This window comes from Bdellovibrio bacteriovorus HD100 (genome assembly GCF_000196175.1).
Lineage (GTDB): Bacteria > Bdellovibrionota > Bdellovibrionia > Bdellovibrionales > Bdellovibrionaceae > Bdellovibrio > Bdellovibrio bacteriovorus.
In genome coordinates, this window is sequence record NC_005363.1 from 1,584,062 (window position 1) to 1,601,670 (window position 17,609).

The 17,609-nt window shown below is 51.2% G+C and carries 15 protein-coding genes; 11 read left to right on the forward strand and 4 right to left on the reverse strand.

Features of this window, described 5'->3' with window-relative positions:
* Nucleotides 1-33 precede the first annotated feature (33 nt).
* The gene (locus BD_RS07510) at nt 34-552 is read right to left on the reverse strand and encodes a hypothetical protein (protein ID WP_011164127.1); all 519 of its coding nucleotides are present in this window, start codon (nt 550-552) and stop codon (nt 34-36) included.
* 76 nt (nt 553-628) lie between these two features.
* On the opposite strand from BD_RS07510, the gene BD_RS07515 reads away from it, so the two are divergent.
* Entirely contained in the window at nt 629-3,028 is a 2,400-nt protein-coding gene (locus tag BD_RS07515) for a fatty acid cis/trans isomerase (RefSeq protein WP_011164128.1), read from the forward strand.
* Here the strand turns inward: BD_RS07515 and BD_RS18325 are convergent.
* On the reverse strand, nt 3,013-3,606 hold the full coding sequence (locus BD_RS18325) for a histidine phosphatase family protein (RefSeq protein WP_231839316.1): 594 nt from the start codon (nt 3,604-3,606) through the stop codon (nt 3,013-3,015). The genes BD_RS07515 and BD_RS18325 overlap by 16 nt on opposite strands.
* 54 nt (nt 3,607-3,660) lie before the next feature.
* Between BD_RS18325 and BD_RS07525 the strand changes: the two genes are divergently transcribed.
* A complete protein-coding gene (locus tag BD_RS07525) occupies nt 3,661-4,377 on the forward strand; it encodes an EI24 domain-containing protein (protein ID WP_231839317.1) in 717 nt (238 codons plus the stop codon).
* A 54-nt stretch (nt 4,378-4,431) separates the two neighbouring features.
* Nucleotides 4,432-4,881, forward strand: coding sequence for a Fur family transcriptional regulator (locus BD_RS07530; protein WP_011164131.1), 450 nt, complete (start codon nt 4,432-4,434; stop codon nt 4,879-4,881).
* Here the strand turns inward: BD_RS07530 and BD_RS07535 are convergent.
* Nucleotides 4,875-6,404 (reverse strand): PAS domain-containing sensor histidine kinase, encoded by a 1,530-nt coding sequence (locus BD_RS07535; RefSeq protein WP_011164132.1) that lies wholly within the window; start codon nt 6,402-6,404, stop codon nt 4,875-4,877. The genes BD_RS07530 and BD_RS07535 overlap by 7 nt on opposite strands.
* A 123-nt stretch (nt 6,405-6,527) precedes the next feature.
* On the opposite strand from BD_RS07535, the gene BD_RS07540 reads away from it, so the two are divergent.
* The 4 genes from BD_RS07540 to pstB all read left to right on the forward strand — a co-directional run bounded on the left by BD_RS07540 (nt 6,528) and on the right by pstB (nt 10,166).
* A complete protein-coding gene (locus tag BD_RS07540) occupies nt 6,528-7,529 on the forward strand; it encodes a PstS family phosphate ABC transporter substrate-binding protein (protein WP_011164133.1) in 1,002 nt (333 codons plus the stop codon).
* Between the two features lie 72 nt (nt 7,530-7,601).
* Entirely contained in the window at nt 7,602-8,477 is an 876-nt protein-coding gene (gene pstC / locus BD_RS07545) for a phosphate ABC transporter permease subunit PstC (protein WP_088565489.1), read from the forward strand.
* On the forward strand, nt 8,478-9,395 hold the full coding sequence (gene pstA / locus BD_RS07550) for a phosphate ABC transporter permease PstA (RefSeq protein WP_011164135.1): 918 nt from the start codon (nt 8,478-8,480) through the stop codon (nt 9,393-9,395).
* 3 nt (nt 9,396-9,398) lie between these two features.
* Nucleotides 9,399-10,166 (forward strand): phosphate ABC transporter ATP-binding protein PstB, encoded by a 768-nt coding sequence (gene pstB / locus BD_RS07555; protein ID WP_011164136.1) that lies wholly within the window; start codon nt 9,399-9,401, stop codon nt 10,164-10,166.
* Between the two features lie 182 nt (nt 10,167-10,348).
* Here the strand turns inward: pstB and BD_RS07560 are convergent, their stop codons facing one another.
* Nucleotides 10,349-11,299 (reverse strand): hypothetical protein, encoded by a 951-nt coding sequence (locus tag BD_RS07560; RefSeq protein WP_231839318.1) that lies wholly within the window; start codon nt 11,297-11,299, stop codon nt 10,349-10,351.
* 151 nt (nt 11,300-11,450) lie between these two features.
* Here BD_RS07560 and BD_RS07565 point away from each other — a divergent pair, with 151 nt between their 5' ends.
* The 4 genes from BD_RS07565 (at nt 11,451) to BD_RS07580 (ending at nt 17,586) form a co-directional block, all read left to right on the forward strand.
* Nucleotides 11,451-12,191, forward strand: coding sequence for a hypothetical protein (locus BD_RS07565; protein ID WP_011164138.1), 741 nt, complete (start codon nt 11,451-11,453; stop codon nt 12,189-12,191).
* Nucleotides 12,192-12,247: 56 nt separating this feature from the next.
* Nucleotides 12,248-12,562, forward strand: a complete 315-nt coding sequence (locus BD_RS07570) for a hypothetical protein (protein WP_011164139.1) — start codon at nt 12,248-12,250, stop codon at nt 12,560-12,562.
* 3 nt (nt 12,563-12,565) lie between these two features.
* Nucleotides 12,566-13,591 carry a CDP-glucose 4,6-dehydratase gene (locus BD_RS07575; RefSeq protein WP_011164140.1) on the forward strand — a complete coding sequence of 342 codons (1,026 nt, stop codon included), beginning with the start codon at nt 12,566-12,568 and terminating at the stop codon, nt 13,589-13,591.
* 77 nt (nt 13,592-13,668) lie between these two features.
* Nucleotides 13,669-17,586 (forward strand): DEAD/DEAH box helicase, encoded by a 3,918-nt coding sequence (locus BD_RS07580; protein WP_231839319.1) that lies wholly within the window; start codon nt 13,669-13,671, stop codon nt 17,584-17,586.
* Nucleotides 17,587-17,609 lie beyond the last annotated feature (23 nt).

The following is a 17,609-nucleotide window of genomic DNA, read 5'->3' on the forward strand; positions in this document are numbered from 1 at the left end:
GACGCCTTGGGAATTCAAAGCCAATTGAAAGTTCTAGTGGCGGATCATTTCCGGGGCCGTTTCGTTGGCCAGGTCATTCAGACAATCCACGAAGAACTTGCACACGATGAACAGGTGAACCTGCTCATTGGCTTCCAAAGCCGGCTCCAGTTCCGGAGACATGAACAGCTCTTCGATGATGTAGTTCAGAATTTCTGGCTGACCGGCTTGAGCGGCTTTGTCCTGAAGGTCCGCGATCATGTCGTCGTTGATCTGCAGATATTTTTCAAACTCAGCTTCGTTCTTTTCAAAGCGCTCAATCACTTCATCTTCGTTCATGGCGCGCAGATTTTGATACTGCTCTTCAAAAGAACGGTTCAGAATCAACGCCATCATGAAGCCCAGATCCTGAGCGCCTTCGCTCATGTCTTCAATGAACTCCATAAAGAAGCCGGCAAGATCCGGCTGAACTTCAAAAAGGTGCTGGGACGCCTTTTCCAGGTCGCTTTCTTCCGTGATGCTGCAGATTTTATCGATAGAATTTTGCACTGTTTGGAACGGAATTTTTTGCATAAGCGACCTCGTCTTTATCTTTCCTTTAAGCAAGAAAGAGTTTTATATTTGCAGAATACACAGGGAGTCCCATTTTATGCAATTCATTCTGATGCTGGTAGTTTGTTTTTCGGCGGCAGCGGGCAGTGCCTCGGCCCCCGCCGGCAGTGCTGGAGTGCCGGCAGGCACGCAAGCTGAAGCTCCGGCTCTGCCGGGCAGAGCGCAGGCGCCATCTGGCGCCGTAGCTGAAGCAACTCTTTATTCCCGCAAAATCCAACCGCTTTTTGACAATCGCTGTCTGGCCTGCCACAGCTGTTTTAATGCTCCCTGCCAGCTGAATCTGCAGAATTTTGAGGGTTTTCAGAGGGGTGCGAACAAATTAAACGTCTATGATGGCACTCGCTTAAAAAGTGTTGAGCCCTCACGTCTTTGGATTGATGCCCATGCAGACGAGTGGCGAAAACGTGGTTTCTATGAGGTCAGCACCAGTAAAGATCCTGACCAAAACCTGTTTTTCCAGATCACACAGCTACGCGCCACAGCGAAAGATGCCGTGATCACCAAGCAGGTCGCGGATACTCACGTCTGCGCGCAGACGATGACGGACTATCAGCTTTTGGCCAAAAACTCCCCGGAACTGGGCATGCCCTACGGATTTCCGGCCCTGAGCCCGTCAGAGCTGGCAACCCTGAAGGACTGGGTGAAAGCCGGCAGTCCCGGTCCGGATGCAGAAGAGTTCAAGCGCCAGAATACTCCCTCTGTCGAATTGCAGACTCAGGTGCACGAATGGGAAGAGTTCCTGAACCAGGAAAGTCTTCGTCACCAGTTGGTCAGCCGCTATCTTTACGAGCATCTTTTCCTGGCGCATATTTATTTCCCGGAAAAGCCGGAAGAATTTTTCCGTCTGGTGCGCTCAAAGCAGTCCTGCGCCCAGGGTATTCAAGAGATCGCCACTCGTCGTCCCAATGACAACCCGGGAATGAAAAAGTTCTGGTACTGTCTTAAGAAGTTCCCCGGCACGGTGGTGAAAAAGACCCACATCCCATACCAATGGAGTCCGGCAAAGATGGCCCGCTATAAAGAGCTTTTCCTGGCCGAGGGCTGGAAAGTTTCAGCGCTGCCAAGTTATGAGTCGGGTGTGGCTGAAAATCCATTTGTGGCGTTCAAAGACATTCCGGTGAAGGCCCGCTATCAGTTTCTGCTCGACGATGCCCAGTACCAGGTGAGCACCTTTATTAAAGGTCCGGTGTGTAACGGGAGCATGGCGGTGAACTCCATTCAGGAGCAGTTCTATGTGTTCTTCCTGAATCCGTCTTCAGACAACATGGTGCTGTCGCAAAAGTACGCCGACAAGGCCGCCGGGCTTTTGATGATGCCGGGGGTTTGGGGCAGTGATGTTGATATTAAAGAAACGCCGCTGTTTTATAAAAAACTGGTCGATCACCGGGAAAACTATCGCAAGCTTCGCATCGAAGAACTCGCGAAGCTTCGTCCTGAAGGTTACACCCTGAAAGACGTCTGGGATGGCGGGGGCTTTAACCCCAATGCCACTCTGACCGTGCTTCGCCATGATGACAATGCCGTGGTGATGAAAGGCGCTGTGGGGGATTTGTCGAAGACCGTCTTCATGCTGGATTACCCGCTGTTTGAACGCCTGGTCTACAACCTGGTGGTGAACTTTGATGTCTTTGGCAATGTGTCTCATCAACTGCTGACTCGGGTGTACATGGACATGATCCGCATGGAGGCTGAAGAGCTGTTCCTGACCTTCCTGCCATCGGAAGAGCGTCTGAGCTATCGCCGGTCCTGGTATCGTGGTTTGTTGACCCAGGCTAAAATGTCCTATGTTTACCCCACAGTGGGTTCCGCAGTTCCCACCGGGATTAAATTCAACGAGGACAACAACACCAAAAAGCAGTTTGTGCAGAAGGTGTTGTTCTTCCATCAGAACGAAACCGTGCGTGGTGGCTGGGACCTTATCAACTGGAAGAGTCTGGAAATCCCGGACAGCATGCAGGGGCAGTGGAAAGTGAAGGGACTGGATAAAGAACTTCGCAAGATCGCGGCAGTGAAAGCCGAAGCGGCCACACCGTTTTCCCGGTTCTTCCCGGACCTGGCACTGCTCAATATCAAAACACCCAAGGGGCTGAAGATCTACTCGCTCATTCACAATAAAGAGCACGAAAATATTTCCTGGATCCTGGGGGAGTCGCTGCGCATGGACCCTGAAAGCGACACTCTGACCGTGCGTGAAGGGGTGTGGGGTTCTTATCCGAATATGATCTTTAATGTGAAAGAAAATGAGCTGGCGGCGTTTGTGACCCAGGTGCGCGCAATGAAATCCGCGGCAGACTATCAGAATCTGGTCACTCGCTACGGCCTTCGCCGCAGCAATGCCAAGTTCTGGTCTTTCTATGATGACATGCACGTCGCGATGAGAAAATCAGACCCGGTGAGTTTCGGATACCTGGATCTGACCCGTTATGAATTAAAATAGAATTTTTTCAGTTCGCAGTCCCACTCCACCGTGTAAACCACGCAGTTCGGAGTGGGCAGGCTTTCGGTGATGTCCGGTCGCAACGAATGCAGGAACCGGCGCATCGCCAGTCCATGGGTGCAAAGGCCGATTCTGTCAAAGTCATGTTCTTCGCACAAGGCGGCTAAAGCCGTGGAAAAGCGCTCTACGGTGGCCCAGGTGTTTTCGGCTTCCGGGAATGCGAAATCAAAATGTTTGCGGTCCACGGAGACCCATTTTTCCCAGGCTTGCGGCCCGTATTCCTTAGCCACGGCTTCGCGGGTCATGCCTTCAATTTTCCCCATATTGACTTCACGAAAGCCCGGCTGCAGCAGCAGTGGTTTTGCCAGATGGTGATTGGCAATGTCGGCTGTTTGCTGGGCACGCTGCAAGTCACTGCTGACAAAGAATTCAACCGGATTGTCGCGGAAGAACAATTGCAGACTCAGGGCCTGCTGGCGGCCCTCTTCGTTCAAAGGAATGTCTGTGTGTCCCTGCAAGCGAAGCTGCAAGTTCCAGTCGGTGAGTCCGTGGCGGAAAAGATGGATGGTTTTTCGCATAATGGCTCTATTGAAGCACTTGCCAGTGGCATCGGAAAGAGAAAAAATCAGGATATGAAAAACATTTTTCGCTCTCTGAAACAGGCCTTTGAATCTCTTCTGCGACTCAGGATGTTTCTTTTGATTCTGGGACCGCCGCTAGCCACGGTGCTGGCGCTGCTTGTGTTGTTCATTGTTTACTGGAGTGCCTGGACTGTGGGGATTGCCGGCGTTATCGGAAATCTTTGGGGCTTTCAGTGGGTGCAGCAAGCCACCGGTTTGACCGACCTTTCCCTGTGGCTTGCGATGCTGTTTTTGGTGATGGCCTTTATTCCCTTGGCCTATGTGATTTCGGTGCTGATTGTATCGATTTTTGTGATGCCGGTCGTGCTGAAGTGGGTCGGCGATCAGGATTTCCGCAGTCTTGAAAAGCGCCGGGGAGGCACTCTGGCGGGAAGTGTCTGGAACACGGTGATGGCCACGCTCTTGTTTGTGGTGGCCTTTATGCTGACATTGCCTCTGTGGCTGATTCCGGGATTTCAGCTGGTGGTGCCGCTGGTACTGACAGCGTGGCTGAACAAAAAGGTCTTTTTGTACGATGTGCTTCAGGATTATGCCTCCAAAGAAGAGCGCAAAAGCATTGAATCCGAGGAGTCCGGCTCTCTGTACCTGATGGGGCTTTTATTAGGGCTCCTCTCATATATCCCCCTGGCTTTTTTCTTCGTCCCCATTATATCGGCTTTGAGCTACACCTATTACGGCTTAAACGCCCTGGAAGACCGCCGAAAGTGAATTTTCCTGCCCGGGAAGTGGATTTTGGCCGGCATTTGGTGTATCTCCTAGGGTATGACAAAGTGCAGCCATGATCGGAAGAACATTGATATCGACTCTCTGAACGAGAGGGTGCGTAAGGCCGGGATGAAACTGACCCAGCAGCGCAGTCAATTGCTGAAGATCCTGCTGCATCACCCAGAGCCTATTTCTGCCGATGAGATCTTTAAAAAGATCGACGATAAATCCGACGGCATGGATCTGGTGACCATCTATCGTATTCTGAAAAAGTTCGAAGAAGGTGGCCTTGTTTCCCGTTTGGAGTTCGGGGACGGTGTTGCGCGTTTTGAGCTGACGCTGGAATCCGGTCACCATCACCATCACGTGATCTGCCGCCACTGCCAGCGTGTGGAGCCTTTGCATATCTGCGATCTGGATCAGCACATCAAAATGGTCGAAGCCATGGGATACAAACAAGTGGCCCATCGCCTGGATTTCTTTGGTGTGTGCTCGCGCTGTCAATAGCTGAGGGCTTCTTCTTCCTGCCAGCGCGGCAGACGAATCACAAAAGTCGTGTTCGGGGCCTGGCGGTCCAAAATAAGTTCCCCCTTGTGACTCTTCACAATCCCTGCCGAAATGCTTAAACCCAGGCCGGTGCCTTTGCCGACTTCCTTGGTTGTAAAGAAGGGCAGCATGATCTGTTCTGCGATGGCTTCCGGAATTCCGTTGCCGGAATCAATCACTCGGATTTCGATGCTGTCGACTTGCTCTGTCACCTTGATGCGAATCCATTTGTCTTGTAAATCGCTGATGGCATCAAAAGAATTATTCAGCAGATTCAGCAGCACCTGTTCAAGCTGAATCAGGCGGCATTCCACTTCCAGTTCCGGATCAATTTCACCGACCTCAATTTCCACGCCGTGGTTGTAAAAACGGGTGCGGCAGAACTCCAGGGTTTCTTCGATGATCTGTTTTAAGGGGACAACTTCAAACGGATCGTAAGTTCCTTCCCGTGCAAACGAGCGCAGGGACTTGATGATGCGGGCAATTTTGTCAGCGGTGCGGCTGATGCTTTCGGCGGCCTGTTTGATTTTTGCGGGATCCATTTTGCCGGCATCCACCATTTGCTGCAGCTGAAAGGCGCGGGCCTGGATGACGGTCAGGGGATTGTTGATCTCATGCGCGATTCCGCCGGACATTTCCCCCAACGCAGCCATCTTGGTCGAAGAGATCAGCTTGGCTCTTGCTTCGGCCATCTCGCGTTCGGTCTGGATTTCTTCCGTGGAATCCCAGGCCACACCGTACATGCGCGGGGCTCCGGTGTTGCTCATGAACTTGCCATAACATTTGATGTGGTGAATCTGCTGGTTGGAATGAGTCACCCGGTAAGTGACATAAAAATCCTGGCGGTTGTCGACCGCTTCCTGGATGCGGCGATTGACGTTTTCCATGTCCTCGCGAATGGCGCGCTTCCAGACTTCATCCAAAGGGTTCAAGCCCGGCAGCACCGGCACGTCATGCATCTCGTACATTTTCGTGTCCCACTGCAGGCGGTTTCTTTCAATGTCCCACTCCCAGGTGCCCATATTGGCGGCAGACAGGGACATGTTCATCTTTTCGATGGTCTTTTTTAAAGTCTCTTCATAACTTTTGCGGTCGTCGACATCGGTGGCAATTCCCAAAATGGTGGCGACATTGCCGTCGTCGTCGCGGGAAAACGGCGTGATGCGATCGTTGATCCAATGGTACTGGCCGTTGTGATCTTTGAAGCGGTATTCAATGGAAATAACCTCGCCCTCTTTCAGAGTGCGGGACTTTTCTATGGCGGCGTTTAAGACCGGGATGTCGTCCGGATGCATGGATCTTGCGTAGTACTCAGGTCCCAGGGCGCGAAGCTCGGCCAGGGTGTAGCCATACAGATCCTTCACCCGGTCGTTGAACCACACCATATTGACCTCGTTCAGGTCGAAAATATAGACGCTGTTGGGGATCGTCTTATTGATCTTTTCTAGCAGAGTGTTTTGGTCTTTCAGAAGATCTGTAATCATAGATTTATTTAGTCTATCCTAGGTTTTGGTAACGCGAAACGGCTAAAATCATAATAAAACCTTAACAATACAGCGCAATATCATAGTGCTAGAGTTTGTCTCATAAATCCATAGGGAGATTTTATGTTGACCAACTTTGTAGTGTCTTTGTCTGTTGTTATGGGCGCGGCTTTGGCGCACGCACAAGCTCCAGTTATCAAAATCGATGGTTCCTCGACTGTGTTCCCAATCACCGAAGCGATGGCGGAAGAGTTCCAAACTTCCCAGCGTGGTAAAGTGCGTGTGACCGTGGGTATCTCCGGAACAGGCGGGGGCTTCAAAAAGTTCTGCCGTGGTGAAACAGACGTTCAAAATGCATCCCGTCCAATTCAGGCCTCTGAAATCGAAGCTTGCCGTAAAGCGGGCATCAAGTTCCTGGAATTGCCAGTGGCTTATGACGCTACTGCTGTGGTGGTAAATCCTAAGAACACATGGTTGAAGTCCATCACCGTGGCTGACCTTAAAAAAATGTGGGAGCCAGGCGCTCAAGGCAAAATCAACACCTGGGCTGACGTGAATCCAGCTTGGCCTAAAGAAAAACTGAAGCTTTACGGTGCAGGTTCAGACTCTGGCACCTTTGACTACTTCACTGAAGCCGTTGTTGGTAAATCCAAATCCTCTCGCGGTGACTATACAGCTTCTGAAGATGACAACACTTTGGTGACAGGTGTTTCCAATGATCTTTACGCTTTGGGTTATGTTCCGCTGGCGTACTATGAAGAGAACAAAGGTAAGCTGAAAGTCGTAGCTATCGTGGGTGGCGACAAAGCCCCTAAGAAAAACGAAGCGGTGCTTCCAGGTCGTGAAACCGTTGAGAACGGTTCTTACTTCCCACTGTCTCGCCCCATCTTTATCTATGTGAGCGAAAAGTCCATGGCGAAGCCGGAAGTAAAGGAGTTCATCAACTTCTATATCGGCAAGTCCTTTGAAATCGTTCCTCAGGTGAAATACGTTCCACTTCCAGCCAAGGCTTATGACATGGTTAAAGAGAACGTTAAAAAGAACAAGCTTGGAACCGTCTTTGGCGGCCACTCTGAAGTGGGTTTGAAAATTGAAGAGTTGATGAAACGTGAAGGTTCGTTGTAGTTTAGCCACGTGAGTAAAAGCCAACTTAGAAAACTTTCTGAATTCACATCCGCCGACCACCCGGTCCGGCGGATGCGTCGTTTAAGGGAGAGAGCCATCGAAACGGTTCTGTTCCTGGCGGCAGCTTCCTCGGTTCTGGTCACTATCGGCATTGTCGGTATTTTGGTGACGGAAAGCATGCCGTTCTTTGCGCATGTGTCCCTGAAAGACTTTTTAACCGACACGCAGTGGACTCCGCTTTTTGAAAATGCCCGTTATGGCATCTTGCCTCTGCTCAGTGGAACTTTGCTTTCCACCGTGATCGCCTTGTCGGTGGCGATTCCATTAGGCACAGTGGCAGCCGCTTTCTTAAGTGAGTACGTTCGTCCTTCGGCGCGCGAAATTTTAAAGCCTGTCTTAGAGCTTCTCGCCGCTGTGCCGACCGTCGTGTACGGTTATTTTGCTTTGTTGTTTGTGACGCCTCTTTTGCAAAAGATCATTCCGAATTTGGGTGGCTTCAATGTCCTGAGTGCGGGGATTGTGATAGGGGTGATGATCGTCCCTTATGTTTCCAGTCTGAGTGAAGATGCCATGCGCTCGGTGCCTAATCACCTGCGTGAGGCCTCCTTTGCCGTGGGGGCGTCGCGTATGCAGACGGCCTTCCGGGTGGTGATTCCGGCAGCGTTTTCGGGGATCACTTCTGCCTACATTCTGGGCATTTCCCGTGCTTTGGGTGAAACCATGGTTGTGGCGATTGCCGCTGGTATGCAGCCGAATCTGACCATCAATCCCACCGAACCTGCGGCGACCATCACGGCCTTTATCGTTCAGGTCAGCTTGGGCGATTTACCTCACGGTTCGATCGGGTATCAGAGTATCTACGTGGCGGGCTTGAGCCTTTTGGTGCTGACCTTGTGTTTCAATATCGTGGGCCTGTGGCTGCGCAAAAAGTTCCAGGAGAAAGAGTAAATGGAATCACGTCAGGAACTATTGGCGAATATCAAGCGCCGTCAGATGTGGGATTTTGCTTTTGCCCTGATGGGTTTGTTGTCTCTGCTTTTTGCGTTGGTGACTTTGCTGACCCTGATTGTGGATCTGGGAATGACCGGGGTTCCGCGTATCAATGCCGAATTCTTTGTGAACTTCCCGTCGCGCTTTGCTGAAAAAGCGGGGATCTTGTCCGCTTGGGTGGGGTCTTTCCTGATCATGCTGACCACGGCTTTTTGTGCCATTCCCTTGGGGATCGCCGCCGGGGTGTATCTGGAAGAGTACTCCAAGAAAAACTGGGTGTCTCAGATCATTGAACTGAACATCATCAACTTGGCGGGGATTCCTTCGATCACTTACGGTCTGATGGCGCTGGGTCTTTTCGTTTACAAGTTAAAACTGGGTCAGAGCATTCTGACGGCGGGTTTGACCTTGGGTTTGTTGGTTCTTCCCATCATCATCGTCACCACCCGTGAAGCCATCCGCTCCATCCCGAACACGATTCGTGAGGCGAGCTATGCCATGGGGGCCAGCAAGTGGCAGACCATTCGTTATCATATTCTGCCTTACTCTTCCGGCGGAATTCTGACGGGAGTGATCATCTCGTTGTCCCGGGCCATCGGTGAAACGGCACCGTTAATTACAATCGGCGCTTTGACGTTCATCGCGTTCCTGCCGACACCGCCGATTGACGGGCAGTTCCCTTACGTGAACTTTACATGGCTCATGGATCCTTTCACCGTGATGCCGATTCAGATGTTTAACTGGTTGTCACGACCTCAGCCGGAGTTCCATGTGAATGCGGCCGCCACGGGTGTGGTGTTGCTTGTGATGACTTTGATTATGAACGGTGGGGCGATTTACCTGCGCTCTCGTTTCCGTAAAAAGATGAAGTGGTAATTTATGCAGTTGAATTTGCGCGCTGAAGTTAAAAATCTGGTTTTCTCTTACGGTGATAAAAAGGTTCTGAACGGCATCACTTTGCCGATCTATGAAAACCGCGTGACGGCTTTGATTGGTCCTTCCGGTTGCGGTAAGACCACGCTGCTTCGTTGTTTCAACCGCATGCACGATCTGTATGCCAATGCCCAATACCAGGGCGAGATTCTGCTTTATCCAAATCAAAGTAACATCCTGGGTAAAGACATTGACCCGATGGAAGTGCGCATGCGTATCGGAATGGTTTTCCAAAAGCCAAATCCGTTCCCGAAAAGCATCTATGACAACGTCGCCTACGGTCTGACTGTTCGCGGAGTGAAAAAGAAAAGCTTCATCGAAGAGCAGGTTGAAAAGTCCCTGCAGCAGGCGAGCCTTTGGAATGAAGTCAAAGACCGTTTGCATTCATCGGCGACAGCGCTTTCCGGCGGTCAACAGCAGCGTCTGTGCATCGCACGCGCCCTTGCGACCGAACCTGAAATCCTGCTGCTCGATGAACCAACCTCCGCACTGGATCCGATCTCCACTCGTCACATCGAAGAACTGATTCAAGAGCTTCGTAAAGACGTGACCATCGCGATCGTCACCCACAGCTTGCATCAAGCAGCCCGCGTGTCTGATTTCACCGCCTTCATGTATCTGGGCGACCTGATCGAATTCGGCGCCAGCGACCAGATCTTCACGAACCCCAAAGATCAAAGAACAGAAAACTACATCACCGGCCGCTTCGGGTAAAACCGTTGAAAAAGGCCCCATCGACTGCGTTGTCGGGCCTTTCGCTTCACTCCGACGTGCTAGGAGCACGCCTCCGCTACGCGAAAAACCCTCCGCCTTGCGCTGCGACCTTTTTGAACGGTTTTTCTAAAAGGTGCCTGGTTAAAAGGTACCTGCTTACTTTTGCATAAGCGTTGCGTTGTTTATTGGAAGGCGACTCTGAGGGCTAGTTTGGCGTAGTAGGCGTTGCCGATGTCGACTTGGTTGCCTGGGTTGATTTCGTAGTTTTCGGCGATGAAGAAGCGGCGGTCAAAGGCGTGGCCCACTTCGAAGTCAGCAAAGACGGATTTCGACAATGGCGACTTGATCCCCATCAGGAATTTCTTTTCATCGTAGAATAAACGATCTTCGCGGTTTTCGCGGCCGTACGGCAAATAAGTCACCTGGCTGAAATCCATTCCCGCATACACCTGGGCGAAATCGTTCAGTTTATAATAGACCGTGCTTTTGATCACCCATGGAACCAGCGTGAAAAAGGTCAGTCCGAACTTGTCGGCAAACTGCCAGTTGATGGAAGCAAACGGGGCACCCAGCACCAGATTCAGTTCGCGGGACGGGTAATAGAACCAGGCAAAGCCCGGCAGGGGAATGTTGTTCAGAATCGGGCGGTTGTTGGAATAGTTCGCCAGAAGCAGCCAGCTGCTTTTTTCATCGCTCGGGTAAGAGTAAAAGGCGGTGATCCCCAAAGTGGAAACCGTCGGGTCATAGAAGGGTTTGTCGCTGGCAGAACCGTAATTGACCATCACGGACCACATGCGTTTTTCACCAAGCACTTTTGTGTAGCTTGCGCCGAATTTGATGTCGTAAAGCTCGGAATACCCATTCTGAGCAGGATCCACGCTCATCTGGCTTCCGGAAAAACTCAAACCCACGGACTGTGTTTCAGTTTTGTAAACCGGGGAGCTAAGGTCCATCAGTTGATAGCGCATGTTGGCGCGCTCTTGTGGGAACTCGGCCTTGTCATAGAAAAAGCCCACATAGTTCAATGTCGTGCGCTGACGGCCCGGCGGAGTCAGTCCTTGAGCCAATTCAAAGGCCATTGCAGAGGTGGAAATGCCGAAAACCGCCATTACTGTAATCAATAACTTTGTCATATCCCACAGCATAGAAGCCTCTTTGCTCGCGGACAACAGCTATTCTGTCAGGGGTTCGAAGTATTTAGTTCTGACGATCTTTACATCAACTTAACTCGAGTTTTCAAAAAGACCTCGTTAGCCTTGGTTATCCCTTTCAAGTAGGTGAAGAATGAGACGTCAAAGAGACTTGTTGGTTCTCTTGGGGTTGGTGGCAATCGGCAGTCTTGGCATCGCCGCTTTTCGCGGATTGTCGACGCCGGAGAAGGCTAACTGCGTTCAGATTTATTTCGATGCGGAATCCCGGGACCAATTGGCCTCTGGGAAAGCCTTTGCCGATCAGTTGCGTGGATTGTTGGCCCCGTATGTGGGGTATTCTGTTCACGCTTCGGGGATTGCGAACTATCAAAGCGGAGAAGTGCATCGCTGTGATAAGAATATTTATATTGGAACTCATTTTGACCATCGCGTTCCCCGGGTGTTTGTTGAAGACTTTATGAGCGCCAAGGGGAGCGTGGCTTGGTTTGGATATAATGTGTGGCAGATGGGCCCGCGCCTGGAAAACGAGATGGGTCTGCGTTTTTTAAGAATGGCTCGGCAGGAGTTCACCGGCTTTTTTGATGAGGTTTTGTATGAGGGCGGCTTCTTTAAAAAGAACAGTAAGACCCTGACTGAACAGGTCGAGCTTCTGCCTTCGGACATGAGCAAATTTTCCATGTTGGCGGAGTCGCGAAACTCCATCACCCGCGAAATCGTACCCTATATCGTTCAATCAAAAAATCGCTTCTATGTGGCTGACGTGCCAGAGCTTGAGGCCGGTCACATGAACCTGATGATGGCCGAGATTCTGGCCCGGTTTATGGAATCCAAAGTGCAGCACCGCGGGGTTATCGCCTTTGGGCTAGGTCATTAAATGACCGTTCCTGCTTTGCGATTGCTTCACCCGAACGGAGTGGTTAGGCTAGTGGGATGACATCACTTCAGACTGATAAGTACTTTATTCGTGAAAGCATGTTCAACCTAGTTGAGCTTTCTTTGTTAGCCCGTCTTTATGAGGCGCACTGCACGCCCTCAGCATCCAGCGGGAAAATCAGCCCTGAATCCCTGGCGCAGACCCTTTTGAAAATGAAAGCGACGGAAAAGAACGGCCAACTGCGTGTGGCGATCTTTGAAACCGACCCTGTGGGCTTTTACTGGAACTATGAAGGCAAGGTTCTGGCGCACTGGGTGCACCCGGATCATCGCGGTCATGGGGTAGAACAAAATCTTCTGGGCGGCGCTTAAGCCGTGACTAATTTCTGGAACGGCAAAAGAGTTTTCGTCACCTGCCCCACGGGTTTTCTGGGGGCGTGGGTGGTGCAGACTTTGCTTGATTCCCAAGCTCAGGTGTTTGGTTTTGGTGAAACAGCCACCACATCTCCGAATCTTTTTGATCTGAAAAACCTGGGCCAGAAAATCTCGATGACCTACGGGGACCTGCGGGATGAGTCCGCATTGCGCGAGGCTTTGCAATTTACCGAAGCTGATGTGGTTCTGCATCTGGGCGAAAGTGGCCTGATTTCAGATCTTGGCAAAAGACCTCTGGAAACCTTTGCCAAAGCGGCGTTGGGAACGGCGACTTTGATGGAGCTGATGCGGGAAACGGCCTCGGTTCGTTCGTTGGTGGTTGTTAGTTCTGACAAGGTCTATGCACGAAAAACATCCGGCGAAGAGCTGGTTGAAACAGATGCGGTGGCGCCATCAGCGATTTTGCCCACGGCCAAGCTGTGTGCCGAGATGATCGCACTATCTTATCGTCAGAGCTTCTTTGCTCCTGAAAAATACAACAAGCATAAAATTGCCATTGCCACGGCCCGGATGGGTTCTGCCATCGGAGGCGGGGACTTCACCGAACACGCATTGATTCCGCAGGCTGTGCAGGCCTTTGTTGCGGGGAATAGTTTTGAATTGAAGAACCCTCAGTCCGTGCGCCCGTGGATTCACGTGCTGGATCAGGTGGCGGGTCTTTTGAGTCTTGCCGAAGCTTTGTTTGAGCGCGGGCCGAAGCTGGCGCCGACCTATAATTTTGCGGCGAAAGAGACTAACACAGTCGGCGAAGTTGCGCAAGCTTTGGCTCGTTATTGGGGAGAAAATGCCCGGGTGAATTTGGGCGAGGGGTCGAAGTCCTCTTTGTCTGTTCATGCGAATTTGGATTCAAAGCTCGCTCAGAGCGATCTGAACTGGAAAGTTCAAAGAAACCTCACAGATGCTCTGAAAGAAACACTTCAGTGGTATAAAGAATTTTATTCTTCAAGGACTTCTGCTACCTTGTAGGGATGGCCTTTTCCGGATTAAGTCTTCAAAAAATTTCTCATTTAGTCAGCCCCAAGGATCTTGCGACCCTGGAGCAAATGCCTGTTGCTGAAAACGCATTCCGCATTCTTAAAAAAATGTCCTTGGACAGCCACAACATCCAAAAAAAGGAAGACGGCGGACTGGAAATCCAGTTTGTTTACGCGGAAGAATCCTCTTTGCGTAAATCCTATGTGCAGGTTGAAGAAGACGGTGAGGGCGGGGAGCTGACCTTCCACTGTGCCCAGTGCGCAGTAAGCCGCAAGGACAAAGAAGACATTTGCGTTCATGAGTGGGCGTCGTTGATCCTGATTTGGTGGGCGCTGTCGGTGGATCGTGGATTCCTGCGCAATCACAGCTTCCAGGTCAGCAATTTCTGTGAAGACTTCTGGGATCTGACCGAAACCAAAAAAGCCCATCGCGGTGAAGGCGATGGCAAAGGTCTGCCTGATAACTTAAAACTTGAATCCATCAGTCTGGTCACTGAAACTCTGTCTTTGGATGAAGACCGCGCCCTGGAAGAATACCTGCCAGAGTGGAACAAGGTCTATGAGCTGAATCGCGTTCCCGAAGGGGATGATGCCAGCACCGGGGCAGTGTGGGGGCTTCCTCAGGCCTTCCGCGGGTCTTTGCAAAAAGAAACCGTGTACTGGGCCGATGTGCGCCATCAAGACCAGTTGGCGGGGCTTTTAAGGTATAACTTCAATGACGGTGTGCAAATCAGCAGCCGGGATATTCTTCGTCATGCTTATCGTTCCGTGGTGCCACGGGATCTTTTGCCGGGTCCGGCGCGCAAAGAGACCTTTGAAGTCTATTGGCCGCTGTTGCCAAGTGACCCGCATCGTTTTTTCAGCCGTGACCTGCTGGATATTGAAGCGGTCATGCAAGAGCTTCTTTCCCGTATCACCCGCCGGGTGAACAAGGGGGATCTGAAATTCTATCTGCAGGATCAAAAAGATCTTGGTAAGGCCTTCCAGGTCGGCAACATCAGCGTGGAAGCTGAAGACGCCTTTGAATGGAAGGTTGAGTTCAGCGGTTCTGACGAAGTCAAAACCTCGGCGCTGCTGACGGCGCAAAAAGATCAGCAGAAATACATCTTCTTTGATAATTTCGCGGTGGATTTTACCACCGGTGCGGTTGTCGCTTTTGCGTGGAAGAAAGAAAGCGAAGCTTTAGATCAGTTTTATTCCCGCCAGTTGAAGACGGATCGCCCCAGAGCGTTTTCGCACCTGCATGTGGAGGGTAAAGGCGAAACAGCGGCCTTTATGAAATTCCTGCGCGGACGTTCGCTTCCGGTGCGTGTTCAGGGTGGCAGCCATGATATGGGTGCGATTGCGAGTGTCTTGAATCTGCACCATCAGGATGACGCGGGCTTTGTTCCGGAAAAAGTGTTTACGCTGAATGAAAAAGAAACCGTCAGCAAAATGGGTTTCAGCACTCCGGTGGTGCTGATCATGCGCACTTTGCAAGAGGGCTTGGGCTTTTTGCTGCAAACCGAAGTCAAAACTCTGGCCTCCAGCAGTTTCAAAAAGCGCGAGTGGGATTTGAAGATCCTAAAACACCTGGGCGTCTTGCAGTATCTGACTTTAGAAGCCCTGACTTATCACTTTGAAGGTCAGCTGACTGATGGAACGACTTGTGATCCGGCGAATATCTTCCCGGCCTTGCGCAGTCGTGTTCACAGCCTGCTTGTCACCGGGGACGGCACCAGCTTGACTAAAACACTGGATTTGGACGAGCTTTGCTCCAAAGGCGTGCTGGGGATCTTTGCCGACTATGTCGCCAAAGTTCTGAAATCAGTGGGTGAGCGTGAAGCCATCTACAGTTCCAAGGGCGAGTACCTGTTCTCGGGCTCCGTTGAGCGGGAGTTCCGTGTTCTTTATGAAATTCTGAAATACATGGCTCTTTCCACTCAAGGCAGTGCCTTTAAGCGTGCGCGCACAGGTTTTTTGACCAAGACCTGGGATGGAAAGCTCGAAGAAGACCCGATGTTGGAGCAAGGGCATTTCTTTATGCCTTCCTGGGGTAAAGAAGACGTCACGCCGACTCAGTCCTTGGGATTGCTGCAACCTTTGGTGGATCATGGTATTCGCCTGTACGTGCGCGGTCAGCTGCTGCAAGAACTTGGTCAGAATGAATTCGTTGTCGACTTCCAGATTGTCAGCAAGCTGGATGAAGGCATGCTGAACTGGTTTGAGCTGAATCCTCGTTTCTTCCTGCAAGGAAAAGAAATCGATGCCACGCAGTTAAAAAGTATGGGAAGCGGGGGTGTGGTTGAGTACGACGGAAAGTTCTTCCTTGTGCCGCGCAAAGAAATCCCTTCGCTGCGCCGTTTGGAAGGTTTCTGGCAAAAGCTTCAGGCGGGTAAAAAAGACTCATCCAAAAAAGCCTGGACGGACAAATACTATCAACTGCCCAAGCACCAGGCGCTTGAATTACTTGCCTTGCGGGCGTCGGGTTATGCCTTCCGCGGGGATGAGGAATGGAAGCGCATCTGTGCTTTCTATGATGGTTTGGGTACACGCACGGATTTGGTGAAGCTGCCGGGTTCTGTGAAAGCGGAACTAAAAACCTATCAGCACGAAGGTGTGCAGTGGTTGCTGGATCTATTCACTCTGCGCATGGGCGCACTGCTGGCGGATGACATGGGTCTGGGTAAGACCCTGCAAGCGCTGTCGTTCCTGGATCTGCTTCGCACGCGCGAACAGCTGGGGCAGGTGCTGGTCGTAGTGCCATCCAGCTTGGTCTACAACTGGGAAAGCGAAGTCGCGAAGTTCACTCCAGAGCTGCCATTTGAGATCTTTACCAGCAAGGACCATGATCGCCTTGGCAAACGCCTTGAAGCCAAAGAGCCGTTGGTGGTTGTGACTACTTACGGTCTTTTGATGGAAAATGACGAGTTCCTGAGTCAGTACAACTGGAATGTCCTGATCTTTGATGAAGCTCAGAATCTGAAAAATATCACCGCGAAAAGAACCAGTTCGGCGCGCATGTTAAATGCCCGGTTTAAAATGTGCCTGACGGGTACGCCGATGGAAAATCACTTTGGTGAGTTCTATTCGTTGTTGGATCTGGTGGTGCCGGGTTGCCTTGGCAAGTACGATGATTTCCGCCGTCACTTTGTGAACACCGAAGTGGTGTTGCTGGAAGACGTCGAGGATCTGAAGCTTAAAACCAGACCGTTGATTATGCGACGAACTAAAAAAGAGATCCTGGATCAGCTTCCTGAGAAACAGGAAACCAAGGTCAGCATCGCCTTTGAAGACAAGCAAAAGCAGATCTACCGCGATATTGCGATTGCGTATAATCAGCGCATTCAAGACACCATCCGCGAAGCCGGGGAGTCTCAGTCCCAGCTGCAGATGTTGACGGCTTTGTTGCGACTTCGTCAGGCGTGCTCCGATCCTGGGGCTTTGCCGGAAGTAAAGTATGAAAAGACGCCGCCGAAACTGGAGGCTTTGATGGACTCACTTCAAGAGATCATCGAGTCCGGTGAAAGTGCGCTGGTCTTTACCCAGTTCCTGCAGACCTTGGAACGCACCGAAAAGCTTTTGAAGGCTGTCGGTATTCCAGTCTTTGTCCTGCACGGGGCGATTCCGACCAAACAACGTCAGAAGATCTTAAAGGACTTCAACGAAACCAAAGGCGGAGCCGTTCTAGTGATGACCCTGAAAACGGGCGGGGTGGGTTTGAATTTGACCAAGGCCAGCTATGTGTTCCATCTGGAACCATGGTGGAATCCTTCGGTCGAAAATCAGGCCACAGACCGTGCGCACCGTTTGGGGCAGCGTAAGGCCGTTCAGGTCTTCCGCTATATCATGCACGAATCCCTGGAAGAAAAGATGGAGCTTCTAAAAGAGCGCAAAAACCGCAAGTTCCAAAGCCTGTTCTCGGAAACCGAAGCCAGCACGGACCTGACCGGTGCCGGTGGGGCTCTGACCAAAGAGGACTTCGACTTCCTGCTAGGGTTGAAATAAAAAGGTTCCTGGTTCTTTTTCGG

What these genes read in the sequence shown, in the direction of transcription:
- BD_RS07510 (WP_011164127.1), bottom strand. Translation starts at nt 552, where the DNA reads ATGCAAAAAATTCCGTTCCAAACAGTGCAAAATTCTATCGATAAAATC.
- BD_RS07515 (WP_011164128.1), top strand. Translation starts at nt 629, where the DNA reads ATGCAATTCATTCTGATGCTGGTAGTTTGTTTTTCGGCGGCAGCGGGC.
- BD_RS18325 (WP_231839316.1), bottom strand. Translation starts at nt 3,606, where the DNA reads ATGCGAAAAACCATCCATCTTTTCCGCCACGGACTCACCGACTGGAAC.
- BD_RS07525 (WP_231839317.1), top strand. Translation starts at nt 3,661, where the DNA reads ATGAAAAACATTTTTCGCTCTCTGAAACAGGCCTTTGAATCTCTTCTG.
- BD_RS07530 (WP_011164131.1), top strand. Translation starts at nt 4,432, where the DNA reads ATGACAAAGTGCAGCCATGATCGGAAGAACATTGATATCGACTCTCTG.
- BD_RS07535 (WP_011164132.1), bottom strand. Translation starts at nt 6,404, where the DNA reads ATGATTACAGATCTTCTGAAAGACCAAAACACTCTGCTAGAAAAGATC.
- BD_RS07540 (WP_011164133.1), top strand. Translation starts at nt 6,528, where the DNA reads ATGTTGACCAACTTTGTAGTGTCTTTGTCTGTTGTTATGGGCGCGGCT.
- pstC (WP_088565489.1), top strand. Translation starts at nt 7,602, where the DNA reads ATGCGTCGTTTAAGGGAGAGAGCCATCGAAACGGTTCTGTTCCTGGCG.
- pstA (WP_011164135.1), top strand. Translation starts at nt 8,478, where the DNA reads ATGGAATCACGTCAGGAACTATTGGCGAATATCAAGCGCCGTCAGATG.
- pstB (WP_011164136.1), top strand. Translation starts at nt 9,399, where the DNA reads ATGCAGTTGAATTTGCGCGCTGAAGTTAAAAATCTGGTTTTCTCTTAC.
- BD_RS07560 (WP_231839318.1), bottom strand. Translation starts at nt 11,299, where the DNA reads ATGACAAAGTTATTGATTACAGTAATGGCGGTTTTCGGCATTTCCACC.
- BD_RS07565 (WP_011164138.1), top strand. Translation starts at nt 11,451, where the DNA reads ATGAGACGTCAAAGAGACTTGTTGGTTCTCTTGGGGTTGGTGGCAATC.
- BD_RS07570 (WP_011164139.1), top strand. Translation starts at nt 12,248, where the DNA reads ATGACATCACTTCAGACTGATAAGTACTTTATTCGTGAAAGCATGTTC.
- BD_RS07580 (WP_231839319.1), top strand. Translation starts at nt 13,669, where the DNA reads ATGCCTGTTGCTGAAAACGCATTCCGCATTCTTAAAAAAATGTCCTTG.